The organism is Rhodococcus sp. BH4 (assembly GCF_002079265.1).
In the GTDB taxonomy this organism is placed as follows: Bacteria; Actinomycetota; Actinomycetes; order Mycobacteriales; family Mycobacteriaceae; genus Rhodococcus_F; species Rhodococcus_F qingshengii.
Map to the genome: position 1 here is coordinate 2,737,184 of NZ_CP014941.1, position 17,730 is coordinate 2,754,913.

At 62.4% G+C, this 17,730-nt stretch carries 20 protein-coding genes; 12 read left to right on the top strand and 8 right to left on the bottom strand.

Translation table 11 applies throughout. The features are described from left to right. Positions 1 to 49: 49 nt before the first annotated feature. A complete protein-coding gene (locus tag A0W34_RS12750) occupies positions 50 to 556 on the top strand; it encodes a glycosyltransferase (RefSeq protein ID WP_081557766.1) in 507 nt (168 codons plus the stop codon). Positions 557 to 608: 52 nt separating this feature from the next. Further along, complete coding sequence (locus tag A0W34_RS12755; protein ID WP_232330030.1) at positions 609 to 1,424, top strand: MerR family transcriptional regulator; 816 nt, start codon at positions 609 to 611, stop codon at positions 1,422 to 1,424. A 19-nt stretch (positions 1,425 to 1,443) separates the two neighbouring features. Here the strand turns inward: A0W34_RS12755 and A0W34_RS33160 are convergent, their stop codons facing one another. Further along, on the bottom strand, positions 1,444 to 1,599 hold the full coding sequence (locus A0W34_RS33160; protein WP_003942131.1) for a hypothetical protein: 156 nt from the start codon (positions 1,597 to 1,599) through the stop codon (positions 1,444 to 1,446). 276 nt (positions 1,600 to 1,875) lie between these two features. On the opposite strand from A0W34_RS33160, the gene A0W34_RS12760 reads away from it, so the two are divergent. Further along, positions 1,876 to 2,925, top strand: a complete 1,050-nt coding sequence (locus tag A0W34_RS12760) for a lipoate--protein ligase family protein (protein WP_003942269.1) — start codon at positions 1,876 to 1,878, stop codon at positions 2,923 to 2,925. A 45-nt stretch (positions 2,926 to 2,970) separates the two neighbouring features. On the opposite strand, the gene A0W34_RS12765 is transcribed toward A0W34_RS12760, so the two are convergent. Both A0W34_RS12765 and A0W34_RS12770 read right to left on the bottom strand, forming a co-directional pair. Continuing rightward, complete coding sequence (locus A0W34_RS12765) at positions 2,971 to 4,131, bottom strand: DUF7802 domain-containing protein (protein WP_030535582.1); 1,161 nt, start codon at positions 4,129 to 4,131, stop codon at positions 2,971 to 2,973. Beyond that, on the bottom strand, positions 4,131 to 5,078 hold the full coding sequence (locus A0W34_RS12770; RefSeq protein WP_030535581.1) for a metal-dependent hydrolase: 948 nt from the start codon (positions 5,076 to 5,078) through the stop codon (positions 4,131 to 4,133). Before A0W34_RS12770 ends, A0W34_RS12765 begins: the two co-directional genes overlap by 1 nt. Before the next feature lie 224 nt (positions 5,079 to 5,302). Between A0W34_RS12770 and A0W34_RS12775 the strand changes: the two genes are divergently transcribed. Continuing rightward, positions 5,303 to 5,959 carry a TetR/AcrR family transcriptional regulator gene (locus tag A0W34_RS12775; RefSeq protein WP_050655771.1) on the top strand — a complete coding sequence of 219 codons (657 nt, stop codon included), beginning with the start codon at positions 5,303 to 5,305 and terminating at the stop codon, positions 5,957 to 5,959. Here A0W34_RS12775 and A0W34_RS12780 read toward each other — a convergent pair. Together A0W34_RS12780 and A0W34_RS12785 are read right to left on the bottom strand one after the other, a co-directional pair. Further along, positions 5,925 to 6,659 (bottom strand): energy-coupling factor transporter transmembrane component T family protein, encoded by a 735-nt coding sequence (locus A0W34_RS12780; RefSeq protein ID WP_081557768.1) that lies wholly within the window; start codon positions 6,657 to 6,659, stop codon positions 5,925 to 5,927. The two genes, A0W34_RS12775 and A0W34_RS12780, sit on opposite strands and share 35 nt — an antisense overlap. Further along, a complete protein-coding gene (locus A0W34_RS12785) occupies positions 6,656 to 8,695 on the bottom strand; it encodes an ATP-binding cassette domain-containing protein (RefSeq protein WP_081557769.1) in 2,040 nt (679 codons plus the stop codon). Before A0W34_RS12785 ends, A0W34_RS12780 begins: the two co-directional genes overlap by 4 nt. 111 nt (positions 8,696 to 8,806) lie before the next feature. Between A0W34_RS12785 and dapB the strand changes: the two genes are divergently transcribed. Together dapB and A0W34_RS12795 are read left to right on the top strand one after the other, a co-directional pair. Next, positions 8,807 to 9,562, top strand: coding sequence for a 4-hydroxy-tetrahydrodipicolinate reductase (dapB, locus tag A0W34_RS12790; RefSeq protein WP_007735114.1), 756 nt, complete (start codon positions 8,807 to 8,809; stop codon positions 9,560 to 9,562). Next, complete coding sequence (locus A0W34_RS12795; protein WP_003942246.1) at positions 9,559 to 10,023, top strand: hypothetical protein; 465 nt, start codon at positions 9,559 to 9,561, stop codon at positions 10,021 to 10,023. The genes dapB and A0W34_RS12795 overlap by 4 nt, the downstream gene beginning before the upstream one ends. Before the next feature lie 34 nt (positions 10,024 to 10,057). Here the strand turns inward: A0W34_RS12795 and A0W34_RS12800 are convergent, their stop codons facing one another. Both A0W34_RS12800 and A0W34_RS12805 read right to left on the bottom strand, forming a co-directional pair. Next, on the bottom strand, positions 10,058 to 10,714 hold the full coding sequence (locus A0W34_RS12800; RefSeq protein ID WP_003942235.1) for a DUF3105 domain-containing protein: 657 nt from the start codon (positions 10,712 to 10,714) through the stop codon (positions 10,058 to 10,060). 48 nt (positions 10,715 to 10,762) lie between these two features. Next, positions 10,763 to 11,710, bottom strand: a complete 948-nt coding sequence (locus tag A0W34_RS12805; protein WP_058038678.1) for a hypothetical protein — start codon at positions 11,708 to 11,710, stop codon at positions 10,763 to 10,765. A 200-nt stretch (positions 11,711 to 11,910) separates the two neighbouring features. Here A0W34_RS12805 and A0W34_RS12810 point away from each other — a divergent pair, with 200 nt between their 5' ends. Next, the gene (locus tag A0W34_RS12810) at positions 11,911 to 12,309 is read left to right on the top strand and encodes a DUF1801 domain-containing protein (RefSeq protein WP_081557770.1); all 399 of its coding nucleotides are present in this window, start codon (positions 11,911 to 11,913) and stop codon (positions 12,307 to 12,309) included. A gap of 7 nt (positions 12,310 to 12,316) precedes the next feature. Here A0W34_RS12810 and A0W34_RS12815 read toward each other — a convergent pair whose 3' ends face one another. Further along, entirely contained in the window at positions 12,317 to 13,474 is a 1,158-nt protein-coding gene (locus A0W34_RS12815) for an isochorismate synthase (RefSeq protein WP_020969440.1), read from the bottom strand. 199 nt (positions 13,475 to 13,673) lie between these two features. On the opposite strand from A0W34_RS12815, the gene A0W34_RS12820 reads away from it, so the two are divergent. From A0W34_RS12820 to A0W34_RS12840, 5 genes are read left to right on the top strand one after another with little or no spacing between them, the layout of a single operon-like run. Continuing rightward, positions 13,674 to 13,904, top strand: coding sequence for a phosphopantetheine-binding protein (locus tag A0W34_RS12820; RefSeq protein ID WP_003942230.1), 231 nt, complete (start codon positions 13,674 to 13,676; stop codon positions 13,902 to 13,904). Then, positions 13,892 to 14,692 (top strand): 2,3-dihydro-2,3-dihydroxybenzoate dehydrogenase, encoded by an 801-nt coding sequence (locus tag A0W34_RS12825; protein ID WP_003942103.1) that lies wholly within the window; start codon positions 13,892 to 13,894, stop codon positions 14,690 to 14,692. Before A0W34_RS12820 ends, A0W34_RS12825 begins: the two co-directional genes overlap by 13 nt. A 41-nt stretch (positions 14,693 to 14,733) precedes the next feature. After that, entirely contained in the window at positions 14,734 to 16,398 is a 1,665-nt protein-coding gene (locus A0W34_RS12830) for a (2,3-dihydroxybenzoyl)adenylate synthase (RefSeq protein WP_042450693.1), read from the top strand. A 36-nt stretch (positions 16,399 to 16,434) separates the two neighbouring features. Continuing rightward, positions 16,435 to 17,082: an isochorismatase family protein gene (locus tag A0W34_RS12835; protein ID WP_003942132.1), complete on the top strand. Its 648-nt coding sequence runs from the start codon at positions 16,435 to 16,437 to the stop codon at positions 17,080 to 17,082. Between the two features lie 47 nt (positions 17,083 to 17,129). Further along, positions 17,130 to 17,582 (top strand): flavodoxin family protein, encoded by a 453-nt coding sequence (locus A0W34_RS12840; protein WP_003942217.1) that lies wholly within the window; start codon positions 17,130 to 17,132, stop codon positions 17,580 to 17,582. Positions 17,583 to 17,730: the final 148 nt, after the last annotated feature.

Here is a 17,730-nt window from a genome sequence, read left to right on the forward strand (position 1 = left end):
ATTTCACACGATTTGACCCTGACGTAGCGTGAGGGCTCACGATGACTTCATGACCGATACTTACCCGGCATTCGACATCAGCCCCGTCCCTGTCCCCGCTACAGACGCCGTGCCTCCGGAACAGTTCCGAGGTCTCTACGGAATGCCCATGTTCGTGTCGGTTCCGACATCGGATCTGGCCGAATCTGCCGACTTCTGGATCCGTGGGCTCGGTTTCTTCGACCTCTTTTCGGTGCCTGATCGACTGACGCATCTGCGGCGCTGGGCATTTCAAGACGTTCTGCTCGTGCCCGGCGAGCGAGCAGATTCACCACCGTCCATCAGCGTGAGCTTTGCGTGTGTGCTGAGTCAGATCGACCAGATAGCAAAGGCGTGTGAGGAATTGCGGCCCGGATGCACCAGCGGTCCAGACCTGAAGCCGTGGAATTCACTGGAGTTGGAGATCGTGACACCGGAGAACGCGCGTGTGATCATGACGGCCGCTCGTCCGTACGACCCGAACAGTGCCGAGGCCGAGCATCTGCGAGGCATGGGAATTGACGGACCCGTCGACTGAACCGAGGTCTGACGCTGTGGCCTCCCGAACCGCGTCTGTCAGACTGGATCACGTGACGGACCAACTCTTCGGAGACGAGGCAGACAGTGCTCTCACTGTCGGTGCTGCCGCATCACGACTAGGCATAACCGTACGTACCCTCCATCATTGGGACGCAATCGGTTTGGTGCGTCCGTCCGGGCGCAGTGACGGGGGCTACCGGCTGTACACCGACGCGGACCTCGGCCGCATCGGCCGGGTGCTTGTCTACCGAGACGTGGGTTTGTCGCTCGACGAGATCAGGATATTGCTCGATGCGCCCGCAGCCCACGTGGACGAGACGCTGCGTGGGCAGCGCGCCGAGTTGCGGCAACGGATAGCCGACTTGGAGGAACTGGGCGAGTCCTTGGATCGCATCATCGATGCCAGGAAGTCGGGTGTGCTGTTGCCGGCACACGAGCAGGTGTCGATCTTCGGCCGACACTGGCAGCCGTCATGGGGGCCGGAGGCGCACGAGCGTTGGGGTGACAGCGCGCAGTGGGCGCAGCACGCGGAACGGTCGGCGGGTAGGACCGCTGAGGATTGGCAGAAGATCGCCGACTGCGTCGAGACGCTCAACGAAGATCTGGCGCTGGCCTGCCGATCCGGTGTCGAACCGGGAAGCGCCGAGGCGAATTTGCTGGCAGAACGGCACCGAGCGTCGATCGGGGTTTACTTCGACTGCACACATTCGATGCAGGTGTGTCTGGGACGGATGTACGTGGCCGATCCGGGATTCACCGCGTTCTACGAGCAGGTCGAGACCGGTCTGACAGTGTGGCTCCGCGCTGTCATCGATGCGAATGCTCGGGCCAACGGGGTTGTCCCCGAATCGGCGACGTGGGTGTGAGTGAGCTGGTGGTCGCTCGTCAGTCCAAAGACGCACACGCAGTGCACCACGGTCGGCCGTCGACTCCGGGCGCACGATGGGACACTGCGATGCGCGCGGCCAAAATGCAGCTTTCGTTGTCGTGATAGACGTCGAGATCCGAAGGAACCGTCGAGTGGAACGCCGGGACCTTCATGTCTACCTCCGTTGTGGCTCGCCAGGGAGTTGGCTCGTTGCGGCAATCCTCCCACCACAGAGATCATCTCGCCTGTCGGCAGAAGCAGGGCCGTTGCTCGGCCAAATTGCCAGGGGTCGACACGTGCGGTCCCGTCCGCGCGATTGTGCAGCCCCGCAGCGACTTACGGGCGTGGTTACTTGGTCGCCCTGCCTTCCGAACAGATGCGCACTGCGCGCGCGGTGTGATCTTCGACGGCGCTCACCGCAGAGAATCCCGCAGGGATAGGCTGGACGGATGCGTGGAGAGTACAAGGTTCCTGGTGGAAAACTGGTCGCGGTCGACGTCGAGGTGGCGGACGGTCGGCTGTCCGAAGTCGCAGTCTCGGGGGACTTCTTCCTCGAGCCCGACAGCGCGCTCGACGACATCAACGCGGCGTTGCGCGGAATGCCCGCCGACTCGGATGCAGAACAGTTGGCGCATGCCATCTCCACTGCGCTCGACGAGTCCGTCTCGATGATCGGCTTCACGCCGCAGTCGGTCGGTATCGCGATCCGGCGCGCACTCGGCCACGCCACGAGCTGGGCGGATCACACCTTCGACCTCATCCCGCCGGTGGTTCTCGATCCCGCGATGCACGTCGCGCTGGACGAGGTCATCGCGCGTGAGGTCGCATCGGGTGAGCGTCCGCCGACATTGCGTTTCTGGGACTGGGACTCGCCCTTGGTCGTGATCGGATCGTTCCAGTCCGTGCGTAACGAGGTCGACTCCGAGGCGGCTGCGCGGTACGGCATCGGGGTGGTGCGCCGAATCTCCGGTGGCGGCGCGATGTTCATGGAACCGGGCAACTGCATCACGTACTCGTTGGCAGTACCGGCGTCATTGGTCGAGGGTTTGAGTTTCGAGCAGTCCTACGCGTTTCTCGATCAGTGGGTCATGGGAGCGCTTGCCGAGGTCGGTATCAACGCTCGGTATGTGCCGCTCAACGACATCGCCTCGGACAAGGGCAAGATCGCCGGCGCCGCTCAGAAGCGATTCGCGTCCGGCACTGTGCTCCATCACGTGACCATGGCCTACGACATCGACGCTGAGAAGATGACGCAGGTGTTGCGAATCGGACGAGAGAAGATGTCGGACAAGGGAACCAAGAGTGCGGCCAAGCGCGTCGATCCGCTGCGTTCGCAGACCGGAATGACGCGTGCAGCAATCCTGGAGTCGTTTGCGCAGCACTTCCGAGGTCAATACGACACCCACGACAGCGATTACACGGACTCGGAGTTGGAGCAGGCGCGCAAGCTGGTGGACACGAAGTTCAGAACCGAAGAGTGGACTCACCGCGTCCCGTGAAACCGAGAAACCGGGACGAGACCCGAGCGGTCTCGTCCCGGTCGCCTAGGTAGCCGGAGTCGCTGAGTTTGCCCCGAGGAGCTCGGCGTCGGCCGTCCCGGAGTTCCGCTTCGGAATGGTGAAAGTTGCGCTCACGCACAGGATTGCGATGACGAAGCACGCCACTGTGTACCAGAGGTTCCCGATGGGATCTCCAGCGCTGGTGGAACCGTCGACCGCGTCGAAGAAGTCGGGAAGCGCACTCGCCCACAGGACGGCCATGACAACCAGGTACACCACGCTGTAGATCTGCACGAACCTGTTGGTGTGTGCAGGAGTGTTCGATTCTGCCGAGCGCAGGTGCGTCCATTGGCGGACGAGAACCACGATCGCGACCACTGTGAGGACTGCAAGTTCAGCGGCGTAGAGGAACCCGCGGACAGTGTCGCTTCCCATACCGAAGACCGTCGCCGGGAGCGGGAGAATGAACGTACCCAGCGAGGCCAGCAGGCCGATCACGATGGTGCGCCATACCAATTGAAGTCCGGAGAAGTGCTTGCCGGCATCGACGTGCCGTCCGACGAAGTACTGGACGCAGAATGCCAACGACATCGGCCACAGCGCGGCGAAGACGACCACGCTGGGAAGTGGAACCGCGTCGAACATGGGTTGGTTGATCGGGTTCGACGTCGACCACTCCCACCACCGCAACTGGGGCCCCAGGTGGTCGAAGATTTCGTAGAACGCATGGTGGACGAAGCCGACGCAGACAGCGCCCAGTAGTGGACCGTATTTGCGGAAAACGCCGAGCATTCTGACTATTTCGAAGGCCAACGTCGCCATCAGTGGATAGATGGCAACGATGTACAGCGGCAGTCGACCCCACATGAAGTCGACGGTGAACACGTTGTGCGCGAACATCGTGTCCACTTGTTCTTCGATGCCGAACGCCGCCGGGAAGTACAGCGGAGGCTCGATGATGAACAGGTAGGCGGTGGCGCCGAACCAGAGAACCAGATTGGTGGGGTCGCCGTTGCGGCGCAACCGCACGATCGCCAGGACCAGTGCGAGCACCGAGCCGACGATGATGGTCCATTCGAGGACGGGCAGGGTCCAGTTCTCCAGCGCCGCCGGGTTACGGAACTCGACGAGTCCACCTGCTTCCTGACAGGAGAAACCGAGTTCTGTTGCGAGCTGGGAGAACGTGGGGGAGCAGTGTTCTGCCATCAGTTGGCCCCTGACGTGATCGACTCGGCTTGTGCCTGAGATTCGGCGGTGTACCAGCGTGTGCAGTCGTAGCCGTCGTCGTAACGCTTGAACCACTGGTCGGCGAGTGCGGGGAGTTTCTCGTGGTCCGGGTTGTGATTGGGCATCTGGCTGCGGAAGACACCGCCGAGTGCGACGAGTTGTTCTCCGAGTTGAAGGTGATCGAAGGCGCGAGGCATCGTGCCCTTGGTCAGATACGGAGCGAACGACGTCAGAATCTTCTGCTTGGTGCGGTGGGTGGCGAACATCGACAGTGAGTCGACTTGCCGCTCGGAGAGCGGAACGTGCTGGTTGAAGCCTGCGCAGGCGATACGAATCACCTTCATGACGTGTGCGAAGATCGACGGCGCCATTCGCATCCGGTAAAGCTCGCTTCCGACAACGGAATTGAAGATGATCAGTGCCGAGCTGCGATGCTCGACCTCCTCGACGAAGTGCCAGATGAACAGCGACGCGACGCGGTCGTCTCCCGGACGGAACAAGGTCGCCTCGTTGTCGAGCATCAGTTTGAACACCGGAGTGAAGGTCGCCTCCAGGTCCGCGGTGTATGCAAGCCGGTAGTTCAGCGAGGTCGCCTCGGTCAGTAGATCGAATTCACCGATCACAGCGTCGAGCGTGTTCTGTAGTCCGGGGTAGCGCCTGATCAGAGCCTTCACATGCTGGCGGTGCGCGGTCGAGTGATGGCCTTCCTGACGCATGAACGCCACGGCTTCCTCGGCCACTTCAGGATCGCTGATCCGCGACTTGGTCTGCATGATCATCTTCACGATCATCTTCTCGAAACCGATGGCCAGGAACGAGACCGCGTTGGACATGCTCGACCAGGCCGGATTCTCCGGGTTCCACAGGAAGGGAACGTCCTGATCCTCGAATCCGAAGTCCATTTTTCGGGGTTGAAGGTTGGTCACTTGTCGAACCTCGTCTTTCGGAGGGGCTGGTCAGGTGGCCGCTCTGGCACTGGAAGCCACGTGTGGCGGTAATCATACATATTGGTGTGCAGTTGTATGTTCACTTTCGCGAGGGGAGTGAATTCGAGGGGCGCAGATGCAAAACCTGCCTGTGTTAGCCTGTGGCTCTTGGACTTCGAGCGCAAAGACATGGTTCGAGCCTCGTTCGAGCGAGGAAGTGGGCAGTGGCACGAAGGCGTGGGTGGGGCGGCAATCCACCGGACAGTGACGAAGATGCGTCTCGTCGCATTGTCGAGGCCGCGGTCGAGTTGATCGCACGGACGAGTTCGGAAATCAGCATCGGCGACGTCGCCGAGTCACTGGGCGTGATCCGGCAGACCGTGTATCGATACTTTCCCAGCGCCGACGCTCTGATGCGGGCAGCTGCAATCGCGTCGGTCGACGGCTACCTCGATCGGCTCACCACACACGTGAGCGGCATCGAAGACCCCGTCGAGGCGATGACCGAGGGTGTCGTCTACACCCTGACCCAGGTCCACCGAACGCCCCATCTCGGCATTCTGCTCACCAGCACGAATTCGAGTCTTCATCCCGAAGGTCTGACCTCTCAGGAGGCGCAGGCCTTCGGAATGGCGATGATCACCCGCTTCGACGTGGACTGGGTGCGTTTCGGATACGACGACGCATCACTTCAGGAACTGGTCGAATACGTCCTGCGGACGATGCAGTCGTTTTTCCTCGCGCCCGGCGACCCGAAGCGGAGCGACGAGGAACTGCGGCGATACCTACGGCGCTGGATGGGTTCTGCGATCATCGCCCAGGGAAATTCTGTCAGCGGTGACCCGATCAGCGCAGAACCAGAGTCAAAACAACCGCGCTGACGCACGCGGCGATGACGACGGTCAGTGCGAACAGGTCGGCGAGCTGAGGGCGCTTGGGGTACGCCGCGATCAAACCGGTGCCCCCGCGAGCGGAGATCGCTTCACCCATCTCGGCAGAGCGCCGAATTGCCACCGACATGGTCGTGGTGATCAGATCGACTATCGAATTGTCGGCAGCGCTGTTCACCACAGCTTTCGGGCGTAGTCGTCGCGCCGCCACCAGGGTGAGAATCTCGTCGATCAAGAGCGGAAGTGAACGAATGCAGAGAGCCGTCGCGATCGCCCACTCGTCGACCGGGATCTTGAGGAATCGTAGCGGTCTACCGAGCGTTGCCAGTGCCGGCGCCACATCGCTCATCGACGTGGTCCATGCCAACATCAGTGAGACGCAGAGCAATACAAGACCGAACGTCACAGCTTGCAGGTAGATGAAGACTGCGTCGAGGCCGATCGGAAGATTGATCAACGCGCCGAGCAGGATCAGCGCCCACAACCACCACGGAGGTCGCGGAACTGCAGTCGGGGGGATGCGTCCGATCACCGCGGTCAGCAACAACAATCCGAGTACGACGCCGATCGCCGGCCAGGACGGAGCGGTCACGACCACGATGCTGACGAGAACGACGGCAACGATCTTCGTTCCGGCCCACAATCGGTGGATCGGCGATGAAGTCGGGACTTCGCGCAGAAGTGTTGTCACGTCGTCGATCCTTCCAAGGCGCTGCTGGCGGCAGGGTCGAGGATGCGACCCTCCGACAGTCGAATTGTTCTGCTGCACACGGCGTCCATGCCGTCGACATCGTGGGAGATGACGACTACTGCGGTTCCGTTTCGACGAATCCACCTGAGTACGTTCAGGATTTCGTGTCGACCGGGTGGATCGAGACCGGCCAGCGGTTCGTCGAGGATGAGTACCCGCGGTTGGCGCACGAGGAGACCGGCCAGGACTACGCGTCGCATCTGTCCGCCGCTCAACTCGTCGATGCGGCGGCCGGCGATGTGACGGTCGAGTCCGACGGCGTCGAGCGCCCACGAGACTTGCACCGATCCGATCTCCGGACCTCCGGCGGCCTCGATGTCTTCGGCGACGGTTCGGCGTTGCAGCTGCAGTCGCGAATGCTGGAACGTGAGACCGACGGTGCCGAGTTGGCGTGAGACGGGTTTGCCGTCGAAGACTGCGGTTCCCTTGCTCGGTGCGATCAAGCCCGCCATGATCCAGGCCAGAGTCGATTTACCGGAACCGTTGCCGCCCAGAACCAGCAGCCCGTCGCCGTCGCCGATTGTGAGGTTGACGTCCGACAAGGCGCGCCGCGACCACGGAGTCCGGTCGTTGTACGTGTGGGTGACATCGGTGAGTTGGAGGACAGCTCGAGTGCTGACCGGCCACGGCGCAGACGGCGGACCCCCGAACGTCGACGTCATCCAACCGGGTTGGTGATCGATCTGCCGTCCGCGTTGTAGTTGAATCACCCGATCTGCGTTGCGGGTGTCGGCGTGGTGATGGGTGACCAGTACCACGGCCATCGGGTGGCGTCGCGGAAGTTCGGCAAGGAGCGAGACCAATTCCTCCCGGCCGGCCTGATCGACCATCGCGGTGGCTTCGTCCGCGATCAGCAGAGCGGGGCGCCGCGCCAGCGCGGCTGCAACAGCCAGACGTTGCATCTCGCCACCGGACAGCCCGGAGGTCTCACGCATACCCATGCCCGCGAGTCCCACCTCGGCCAGCAGTGCATCGACGTCGGGATGCGACTCGGGGGGGAGCCCCCAGACGACGTCGTCCGCGACGCGGGTTCCGAGGATCTGGCTTTCGGGTCGTTGGAGGACGACGGCGGTTCCGCCGTGTCGGCCGAGACCGGCGGACCCGGGTCTCGTCAGCGTCCCGACAGTCGGCGCGCGACCGGCGAGCAACCGGGTGAGTGTGGACTTGCCCGAGCCGTTGTGGCCGACGACGGTGACGAACTCTCCTCGTCGCACGGTGAAGTTGACGTCGACGAGGGCCGGTGTCGTTGCACCCGGATAGGTGAAGCCCACGTGATCGAAAGTGACCGGCAGAGGATCGATCGGACGGTCGTCGGGTGCTGTCTGGAGCGGGTCGGCCGAAGGGAGTGCAGCCAATCGGTCGAGGACGGCGCCGAGGACGAAATAGGAGACGACGGTACTGAGGACGATTCCGGAGATGATGGACACGCCGATCCACAACCACCAGTAGTCGATGATCGAGCCGATGCTGTTCTCGATCCATTCGGCTGCGCCGACCAGTGTGGGGGCACGCTTCAAGATCTCGGCCACGCCCAACGCGGTGTTCTCGAGCGAGGTCAACAACAAGGTGCGCAGCGGAGCGAGAACAAGCAACAGGACTATGGAGAACAACGCCAGCGCGGGCCCAATGACCAATGACGACAGCAATGCGGAGACGAAGCCGAGACCGCGCCGCTTGACCGTACCGATGATTCCGCCGAGGAGAGCGCTCAATGCGACCGCCGCCGCAGATCCCGAACCCGCCGCGACAAAGGCGACTGCCGTGGCCGAGATACCGGCCGTCGTCACGGCGCGGACTCGGAAGCGCTGGGCAACAATTCCCATCGGAACGGCGGCCACGAGGTTGAGGGCGCTGGCCATGGGGATGACCGTGGCAATGACGGACAACGCGACCGTGAATCCGGCCATGACGGCACCCGTTGCCAACTCGAGTGGTCGAAGGTTGCCGGTTTCGCGGACTTGCGGACGGTTGCTCACTACGTCCAGTGTGCCAGTGGTGACATAACTCCCGCCCGACTGATGGTGAGCGCATCGGGGTGATTGCGTAGGCTTCACCTCAAACAATGCATCGGACGGAGCGTGGAAGACGTGAGTGCAGCACCCATCAGGGTCGGGGTTCTGGGAGCCAAGGGCAAGGTCGGTCGAGCGATCTGCGAGGCAGTGGAAGCTGCTCCCGATCTGGAACTCGTCGCTCAGGTCGACACCGGTGATCGCATCGAGACGTTTGTCGACACCCGCACTCAGGTAGTGGTCGATTTCACGCACCCCGACGTCGTCATGGGAAATCTGGAATTCCTCGTGGCCAACGGAATTCATGCAGTGATCGGCACCACCGGTTTCGACGAGTCCAGGCTTGCGACTGTTCAGTCCTGGCTCGACGCCCAGCCGGCAACGGGTGTTCTGATCGCCCCGAACTTCGCCATCGGTGCTGTGCTGTTGATGCGCTTCTCGGCTGCCGCGGCGCGCTTCTTCGATTCCGTCGAGGTCATCGAACTCCATCACCCCAACAAGGCAGATGCTCCCTCGGGCACCGCATACCGAACGGCCGCCATGATCGCCGAGGCTCGCGCGGAAGCAGGCGTCGGACGCAGCCCTGACGCCACCACGACCGAGCTCGAGGGTGCGCGCGGAGCGGACGTCGACGGCGTCCGGGTTCACTCCGTGCGGATGGCCGGACTGGTCGCGCATCAGGAAGTGATTCTCGGAACTCAGGGCGAGACACTGACCATTCGCCACGACTCGATCGACCGGAATTCGTTCGCGCCGGGCGTTCTGCTCGGTGTCCGCCAGATCGGCTCGCGTCCGGGTCTGACGGTCGGTATCGATTCCTTTCTCGATCTATGAACAAGACCACCCGCACCGTCGCACTGATCGTCGCGATTTGCATCGCGCTCGCGGTGTACTTCGTGCTGCTCGGCCAGCGCGGAATCCAGCTCATCCAGGACGGTGGCGGCGCCGCGATCGGTCTCGGGATCGGCGTGCTGATCCTGCCGTTCCTGGGGCTGTGGCTCGTCATCGCCACGCTCCGTGCCGGCTTCACGCACCAGCGCCTCGCGCAGCAGATTCACGACGAGGGCCTCGCTGTCGATGCGTCTGCGCTTCCGAAATTGCCTTCGGGCCGGATCGAGCGAGCGGCCGCCGACGAGTTGTTCGCCCAGATCAAGGTCGACTGGGAAGCAGACCCGGACAACTGGAAGCAGAACTTCCGACTCGCTCGCGCCTACGACTATGCCGGTGACCGAAGCCGGGCTCGGGAAACCATGCGACGGGCAGTCGAACTGGAACGCCGTTCACGAGGCAAGTAGGTGTCTACGCCGCGAAGCGGGGCCTGCTGAGACGCTACCGCTCCGGAACGGTTGTGGGAGATGACGGATCCGGAGTGGTGGGGTCGAATGGCGGCGGGTTGTTCGGGTCGAAGCTCGTCACCGGCACCGAACAGGTCGCGCCCACTTCGGGATACGTGTTCGGGTTGACGCGCAGAGCCGAGACGAACTGATCGATGCGCGCGTCCGCGGCGTTGTCGAGCTTGAGCTGACGGCCCCACGACTGCAGCGAGATCGGCGAATCCAGGGTCGGATACGGCGACATCAACGTGTAGCTCATGCCCTCGACTCGCTGTGCCAAGCGAGCCTGATCCTCGCTCGAGACGAGGTCGGGGTTGTACGTGATCCACACGGCCCCGTGCTCGAGAGAATGGACCGCATTCTCGGTCCGAATCGCTTGTGGATAAACAACTCCGGTGCAGTTTGCCCAGACCGAGTCATGACGGCCTCCGAAGGGCGGTGAATATGTGTACGCCACGCGTTCGTTCGGGCGTACGTGTTGGGCTGCTGGGTAGTCGACCGTGACAACTCCGTCGATGGCTTCGGACGGATCCGGGTTGTCGATGCTCGGAACAAACGCATCCGGGCGCGGTGATCCTTCGAGGGAATTCGCACACGAAGCCAGTGCGAGAACTGCCGAGACCACCACTGTCGCTCGAAGTTGTTTGTTCACTCGGCCATGATAGCGGCGCCTGTCCGCTTTCCCGGGGACGCGAATCGACTACGACCCGAGAGAGCCGCTCGCTCCGCCCGACAGTGCGATGTCGCTGGCGCCGCGAAGAATTCGGATTGGTGGTAATGGCCCTCGGTATGCCTCGGAGCCACTGATCAGATCACCGGCAGCGTCGAACGCGATCGCCTCACCTTGTGGCTCGTCGGGAAGGGGGACGCGAATCGGGTTGGTGTTCAACGCTTTCACGATATCGCCGTCGGGAGCTGCGTACAGGTAAGCGTCGGTATACGTGCGGAGCGCTACCACCGTGCCGTCCTTGCTCACGGCGCCGCCGGTGACAGCCATCGTTCCGGCGTGGGGAACGGGCCCACCGGGTGTGAGGGTGGGAGTAAATCTGAGCTGACCTACTTTGGCCAACATGGTCGGCGAGCCCGTACTCAGATCCTGAACCTGCTGTCGCTCAGCGGTTGTGTAGACCACGCTTGCACCTAGGTAGTCCTTGGTGACGATGACGGGAACCCCGTCGCTCTGGATCAGTAGTGTCTCGGCGTCGTGCGCGCCGTCGGGATAGACCAGGGGGTAGGAGGTCGCCGCACCTGAAGCCGGATCGAGTTCGATCAGCCCGACCGACGTTCGTACCGCGTTGTTGTCGCCGATGTCTGCCAGCCACAGATGGCCGTCGGGAGTCGACGACAGATCCTCGACGTCGACACGAGGGGTGCCCACGCTGATCCAGCGCTGCACGTGGCAGTTCGAATCGAGTTCGGCGACCCGATCGTCGGAGCCGCTGTCGCCGATTGCGTACATCCCGGCCGCGGTGACGGTGAGTCCGGACAGCTCGGAAAGGCCTGCATCGGTGGGTGTGCACAGTACGTCGAAGACGCGGGCCTGTTGCGCCGCCGCAGGAACGGTGTGAACGCCGACAATCGCGGCGGCGAGAACAACCGATCCGGCAGCCCAAGCGACTGAGTGGGTGAGCGGTCGATTCCAGATCACGATGCAGTCCTCCAGGCCGAAGAATCGGGACTTAGTACCCAGAGAATACTGGACGTCCGTCTCACTTTGACCGAAACTGCAAGAAATCGCATCTGCCGAGACGCCGTGATGCGTCAGTGATTCACCGAGTGAATCCGCGTGCAGGAGGGGATACTCGACTCACCGGAGATCGGCGGCGACGAGCAGGAAGTGACGAAGCGATGGCGAAGAGTGAGTCCGACAAGCAAGGCGCAGATTCCCCGTCTCGGTTGATCGACAAGCGAATCGAGGAACTCGGAGACTGGCAGGGCGAGATGCTCGCCCGGATACGAACTCTGATCAAAGAAGTGGATCCGGATGTGGTGGAGGAATGGAAGTGGCGAGGTGTTCCCGTGTGGTACCACGCCGGAATGATCTGTACCGGTGAGACTTACAAGAGCGCAGTGAAGGTGACCTTTGCCAAAGGCGCATCACTCGACGACGCTTCAGGACTCTTCAACTCCAGCCTCGAGGGCAATACGCGACGGGCGATCGATTTCCACGAGGGCCAAGCCGTCGACGAAAAGGCGTTCAAGGCACTCGTTCACGCCGCGATTGCCCTGAACACCTCGAAGAAGTGACGCCCTGTCAGAGATGATGTTCAGCGAGGTCGAACGCACTGAGTAGCGTGCGGAATTTTGTACTGGTCTCTCTCAATTCGATTTCCGGGTCGGAAGTAGCGACGATGCCGCCGCCGGCGTAGGCCCGCGCCGAGAGGCCGTCTGCTGCGATCTCGGCGCAACGAATAGCTACCATCCACTCGCCGTCTCCAGTCCGGTCGCACCAGCCCACGGCACCGGCATAGAACCCACGATCGGCTTCGGTTGCGGTGATGTGCTCGCGTGCGGCGACCGTCGGTGTGCCGCAGACAGCGGGAGTCGGATGCAGCGCCATTGCGAGTTCGAGCGAGGTCAGGCTCGGGTCGATCAGGACACCTTCGATCTTGGTCCCGAGATGCCACAGTTGCGGTGTCCGAAGGATTTCCGGTGCGCTGGGTGCATTGAAGGACGTGCACAGTGGTCCGAGTATCGCGCTGATGGAGTCGACGACAAACGCGTGTTCGGCCAGATCTTTGGTCGACGCGCGGAGTTGCTCGGCATTCGCCTCGTCCTGATCCGAATTCGGATGGCGTGCAATCGAGCCCGCCAGCGGGTGGCAGGTGACGACGCCGCCTCGCCTTTCGATCAGAACCTCGGGCGTCGAACCGACCAGCGAACGCCCGCGGTACTTTCCTCCGGCGGGGGACAGGTCGACGCAGAAACCGTTGTGCGCGTGATCGAGTGCAATCAGTTTCTCGGCCAGAGCGGCGGGGAAGATCGTGGACTCGGCCTCGATGGTCAGGGAGCGTGCGAGGACAACTTTGTCGAGTTCGCCTGCTCGAAGTCGTTCGATGGCTCCGCGGACCCTGTCGGTGTGGATCTGCGGGCTGGGTTCGAATCCGGCTACCCGCGAAGTGGGTAATGACGGGATGTTCGAGTGATATAGATCACCGCGGACTCGTGTGAAACTCAGTGGCGCGGTGAGCGCGGACGGCGTCTCCGGGGAGAACGGCAGGGCGCCGACGACCGAGTCGATGCGCCCGGTCTTGAGGGCTTCGGCAGCGTCGAAGGCCGAGTCGAATTCTTCGACTACTCCCGAAGTGCGGATCGACGTTTGCCTACGTGAGAGCAGGAAAACGGAGTCCGTTTCATCGTCAGTCCGGTTGTTGCGCAACGGGAATTCGGAGACTTCGGCGAGTGCTGACATGGACACCCTTCCAGTTCGACAGATTGCTTGTTATGTTGAGGCTAGCCTTAGTTTGGGTGAATTTGTGTTGCGAGCGTCCGGGTTGTGTACTTCCGTACCGTTATGGTTAGGCTGGCCTAAAGTCAAGGCGTGCGGACGGGGTCGACACGAGGTTGGGTTGGCTCGATCTGAGCGCGTCGACCACTACTCGAGGAGACCGATGAGCAACACCGTGGACCGTGACCAGATCGTGCGCGACGTCGCCGAGGTTCTGTCGATGAGGGCAGAACAACTCGGCGACGACGCGGACCTGGGTGACGAAGGCCTTGACTCGGTTCGCTTGATGACGCTCGTCGAACGGTGGCGGGGAGCGGGCGCGGATGCCGACTTCGCGGAGTTGGCAGAAGAGCCCACGATCAATGCCTGGGTTCAGGTCCTGTGCCCGCAGTGAGCGAGCGCCGAATCGCCGTGGTCACCGGTGCTGCGGCGGGGATCGGCGCCGCAGTAGCCCGCACGCTTGCGCGCGACGGGTATTCGCTGGCGTTGCTCGATCGCGACGACGTCGAATTGAAGCGGGTAACTGCGGAATTGGCAGAAACAATCGTCGAAGGCGCCGATATCGAGAGTCACGTCGTGGACGTGACCGATCGGCAGGCAGTCGACGCTGCAGTGGCCTCGACGATGGACACGTTCGGCCGGATCGACGCGCTCGCGCACGTCGCCGGAATTCTCGACACCGGATCGGTGCTGGACTCCGATCCGGACCAGTGGCGGAAGATATTCGGCGTCAACGTCTTCGGATTGCTGAACGTGCTGCAAAGCGTGGGACTGGAAATGCGTCGCCGTCGGGCCGGGGCGATCGTGGTCGTCTCGTCGAACGCGGCCGGTGTCCCACGTATCGGGATGGGTGCTTACGGTTCGTCCAAAGCTGCTGCCACCATGTTGGTTCGAACCGCTGGACTGGAGCTGGCTACTGACGGCATTCGTGTCAACGTGGTCGCTCCGGGATCCACCGACACAGCGATGCAGCGGTCACTGTGGTCGGACCCTTCCGACGATTCGGGTGCCGACGCGGTCATCGAAGGCAATCTGGCGAGCTATCGCCTGGGTATTCCGCTCGGAAAACTGGCCACCGCAGACGATATCGCGGACTCGGTGCACTTCCTGCTGTCCGACCGGGCGGCCCACATCACCATGCAGGCGCTGTACGTCGACGGTGGAGCGACGCTCAAAGCGTGAGACGTATTTGCTGACAGTACTTTCGAACAGGAGTCACTTGCATGACCTCGAGGATCGCTCGCGAGCCCTTGGCACCCGTCGCACAGTATCCACCCGATTTGGTGACGTATTATCGGGAACGAGGCTATTGGACTGACGAGACGCTGGCCGGATTCGTCACGGCCGCGGCCGCACGGCATCCCGACAACGAAGCGGTGGTCGGCAGCGATGCCTTTGGCACACAGACACGGCTGACGTATTCCGACCTCGATCGTCGCAGCTCGGCCGTGGCCGGAGGCCTGTCCGGCTTGGGTGTTCGCGCCGGTGACCGGGTGCTTCTGCAGCTGCCGAACATCGTGGAATACGTCGAAGCATTGTTCGGTGTGTTGAAGCTCGGCGCCCTGCCGGTATTCGGGTTGCCGGCGCATCGCCGAACCGAAATCGGATACTTCTGCCAGTTCGCTGATGTCGCTGCCTATATCGTCGCCGACCGTCATGGCGGGTTCGACTACCGCGCGCTGGCGCGTGAGGTGAACGAAGGCCTCGAGACTCCGCCTGTTGTGATCGTGGCCGGTGACCCCGAAGAGTTTGTCGGTTTCGATTCGCTGCGCGGATACGAGGTTCCCGTTCTTGCCGACGTCGATCCGTTGTCGGTCGCCTTTCTTCAGCTTTCCGGTGGCACGACCGGTGTTCCGAAGCTGATTCCGCGAACGCACGCCGACTACCTCTACTCGGTGCGAGCGTCCAACCCGATCTGTGGCGTCGACGACTCGACGCGCATGTTGGTGGTTCTTCCTGCAGCGCATAATTTTCCGATGAGTTCGCCGGGCATCCTGGGCGTTCTCCACGCGGGCGGCTCCGTGGTTCTGGCGCCGGACACCATGCCCTCCACAGCTTTCGGTCTGATCGAATCAGAGCGAGTCACGCACGCTTCCTTGGTTCCACCGATCGCGTTGGCCTGGATGGCCGCCCCCAGTAAGGCAGATCACGATCTGTCGAGCTTGCGGGTTCTCGGCGTCGGCGGAGCGAAGTTCAGCGCCGAAGCCGCTGCACGCGTACCCACGGAGTTGGGCTGCACCCTCCAGCAGGTGTTCGGGATGGCCGAGGGGCTGGTCAACTACACCCGCCTCGACGACACGCAAGAATTGATCGTCAGCACTCAGGGCCGGCCCATTTCACCCGACGACGAGGTTCGTGTGGTCGACGACGAAGGCGCGCTCGTCGCGCCCGGAACCACGGGGCACTTACTGACTCGGGGTCCGTACACGATCCGCGGCTATTACCGGGCGGATGCGCACAATGCCGAGGTCTTCGACGCCGAAGGTTTCTATCGCACCGGCGATCTGGTCAGCGTCACCGATTCAGGACATCTGATAGTCGAGGGGCGCGCAAAAGACCAGATCAACCGCGGCGGTGAGAAGGTTGCGGCCGAGGAGATCGAGAACCACCTGCTCTCGCATCCGGCTGTCCACGATGCGGCCGTCGTCGCCGTTCCCGACGAGTACCTGGGCGAACGAACCTGTGCTGTTCTGGTGATTTCCGGAGATGCCCCGACCGTCGGCGAGATCAAGCGATACATACGAGGCCGAGGCGTTGCGGCGTACAAGGTTCCGGATCGAGTGGAGTTCGTGACCGAGTTCCCCGTCACCGGCGTCGGAAAGACCAGCAAGGCGGCCTTGCGCCGTGTTCTCAGCGAATCGATTGCCGCACAGACTCTGTCGAGTTGATCGGTTCCCACCCCCACATTTTCGAGGAGATTCATCATGGCGCTACCCACAGCAGTGCGATACGAGATGCCCACCGAGTTTCCGCAAAATCGGGTCGACTGGACTCTCGATCCTTCCCGAGCGGTGTTGCTTCTGCACGACATGCAGGAATATTTCGTGAACGCGTACGACCGAAGCGTCGACCCGCTCCAAACCGTGGTTCCGAACATCGACCGGCTTCGTTCGTCGGCGCGAGCTGCCGGAATCCCGATCGTCTACACCGCGCAACCCGGTGATCAGGATCCCGAGGAGCGTGCGTTGCTGTCGGATTTCTGGGGACCGGGTCTGAAGGCAGATCCCGCTCACACCGACGTGATCGCCGAGTTGGCTCCGCATTCGGACGACGTGATGCTCACAAAATGGCGCTACAGCGCCTTCATCAAGACGGATCTGCGTGAGCGGCTGCGCGAGAGTGGGCGTGACCAGCTGATCATCACCGGAATCTATGCCCACATCGGTTGCCTGACTACCGCTTTGGACGGGTTCATGCAAGACGTGCAGATCTTCTTCGTGGGCGACGCGGTAGCCGACTTCTCCCTGGACGAGCATGTCGGTGCGCTCGAGTACGCGGCCGGGCGCTGCGCCTCGGTCACCCGAACCGACGACCTGGTCAAGGCGATGAGCGCGGAAACCGTTTCGGCGTAGGCGTGAACGGCGACGGGTGCGCCACCCGTCGCCGTATTGTCAGATGTGTGAAGACTCTGTTGGTGGTTCACCACTCGCCCTCGCCGACAACCCACGAATTGTTGGATGCAGTCCTGGCCGGGGCTCGCGATCCCGAGATCGAGGGCGTCGAGGTGAAGGTGATGCCGGCGTTGGCGGCGACGGTGCCCGACGTCCTCGCTGCTGACGGCTATCTTTTCGGAACCACCGCCAATTTCGGTTACATGTCGGGCGCGCTGAAATACTTCTTCGACACCACGTACTACCAATGCCTCGGCGCGGTTTCGGATCGACCGTACGGCCTGTGGGTTCACGGCAACAACGACACTGCCGGTGCAGTGTCCTCGGTGCGCAAACTCGCCACCGGGCTCGGATTGGTCGCGGTGGCGGATCCGCTCGAAGTGACTGTGAGCGTGGACAAATCTGTCCGCGATGGTTGTTATGAACTGGGCGGAACCGTCGCGGCAACGCTGATGGACTAGCCTTCACTTTCTCGTTTCGATTCACGAAAGAGACTGTCCCGCAAGCGGTTGTAGAAGCGCGTGTCCTCTGATTGACGCGTCGGGAGCCGTCGGTTCTCGGGTCACCGGCGAGGCGGATTCCCCGATTCATTGACATTTAGTTTAGGCT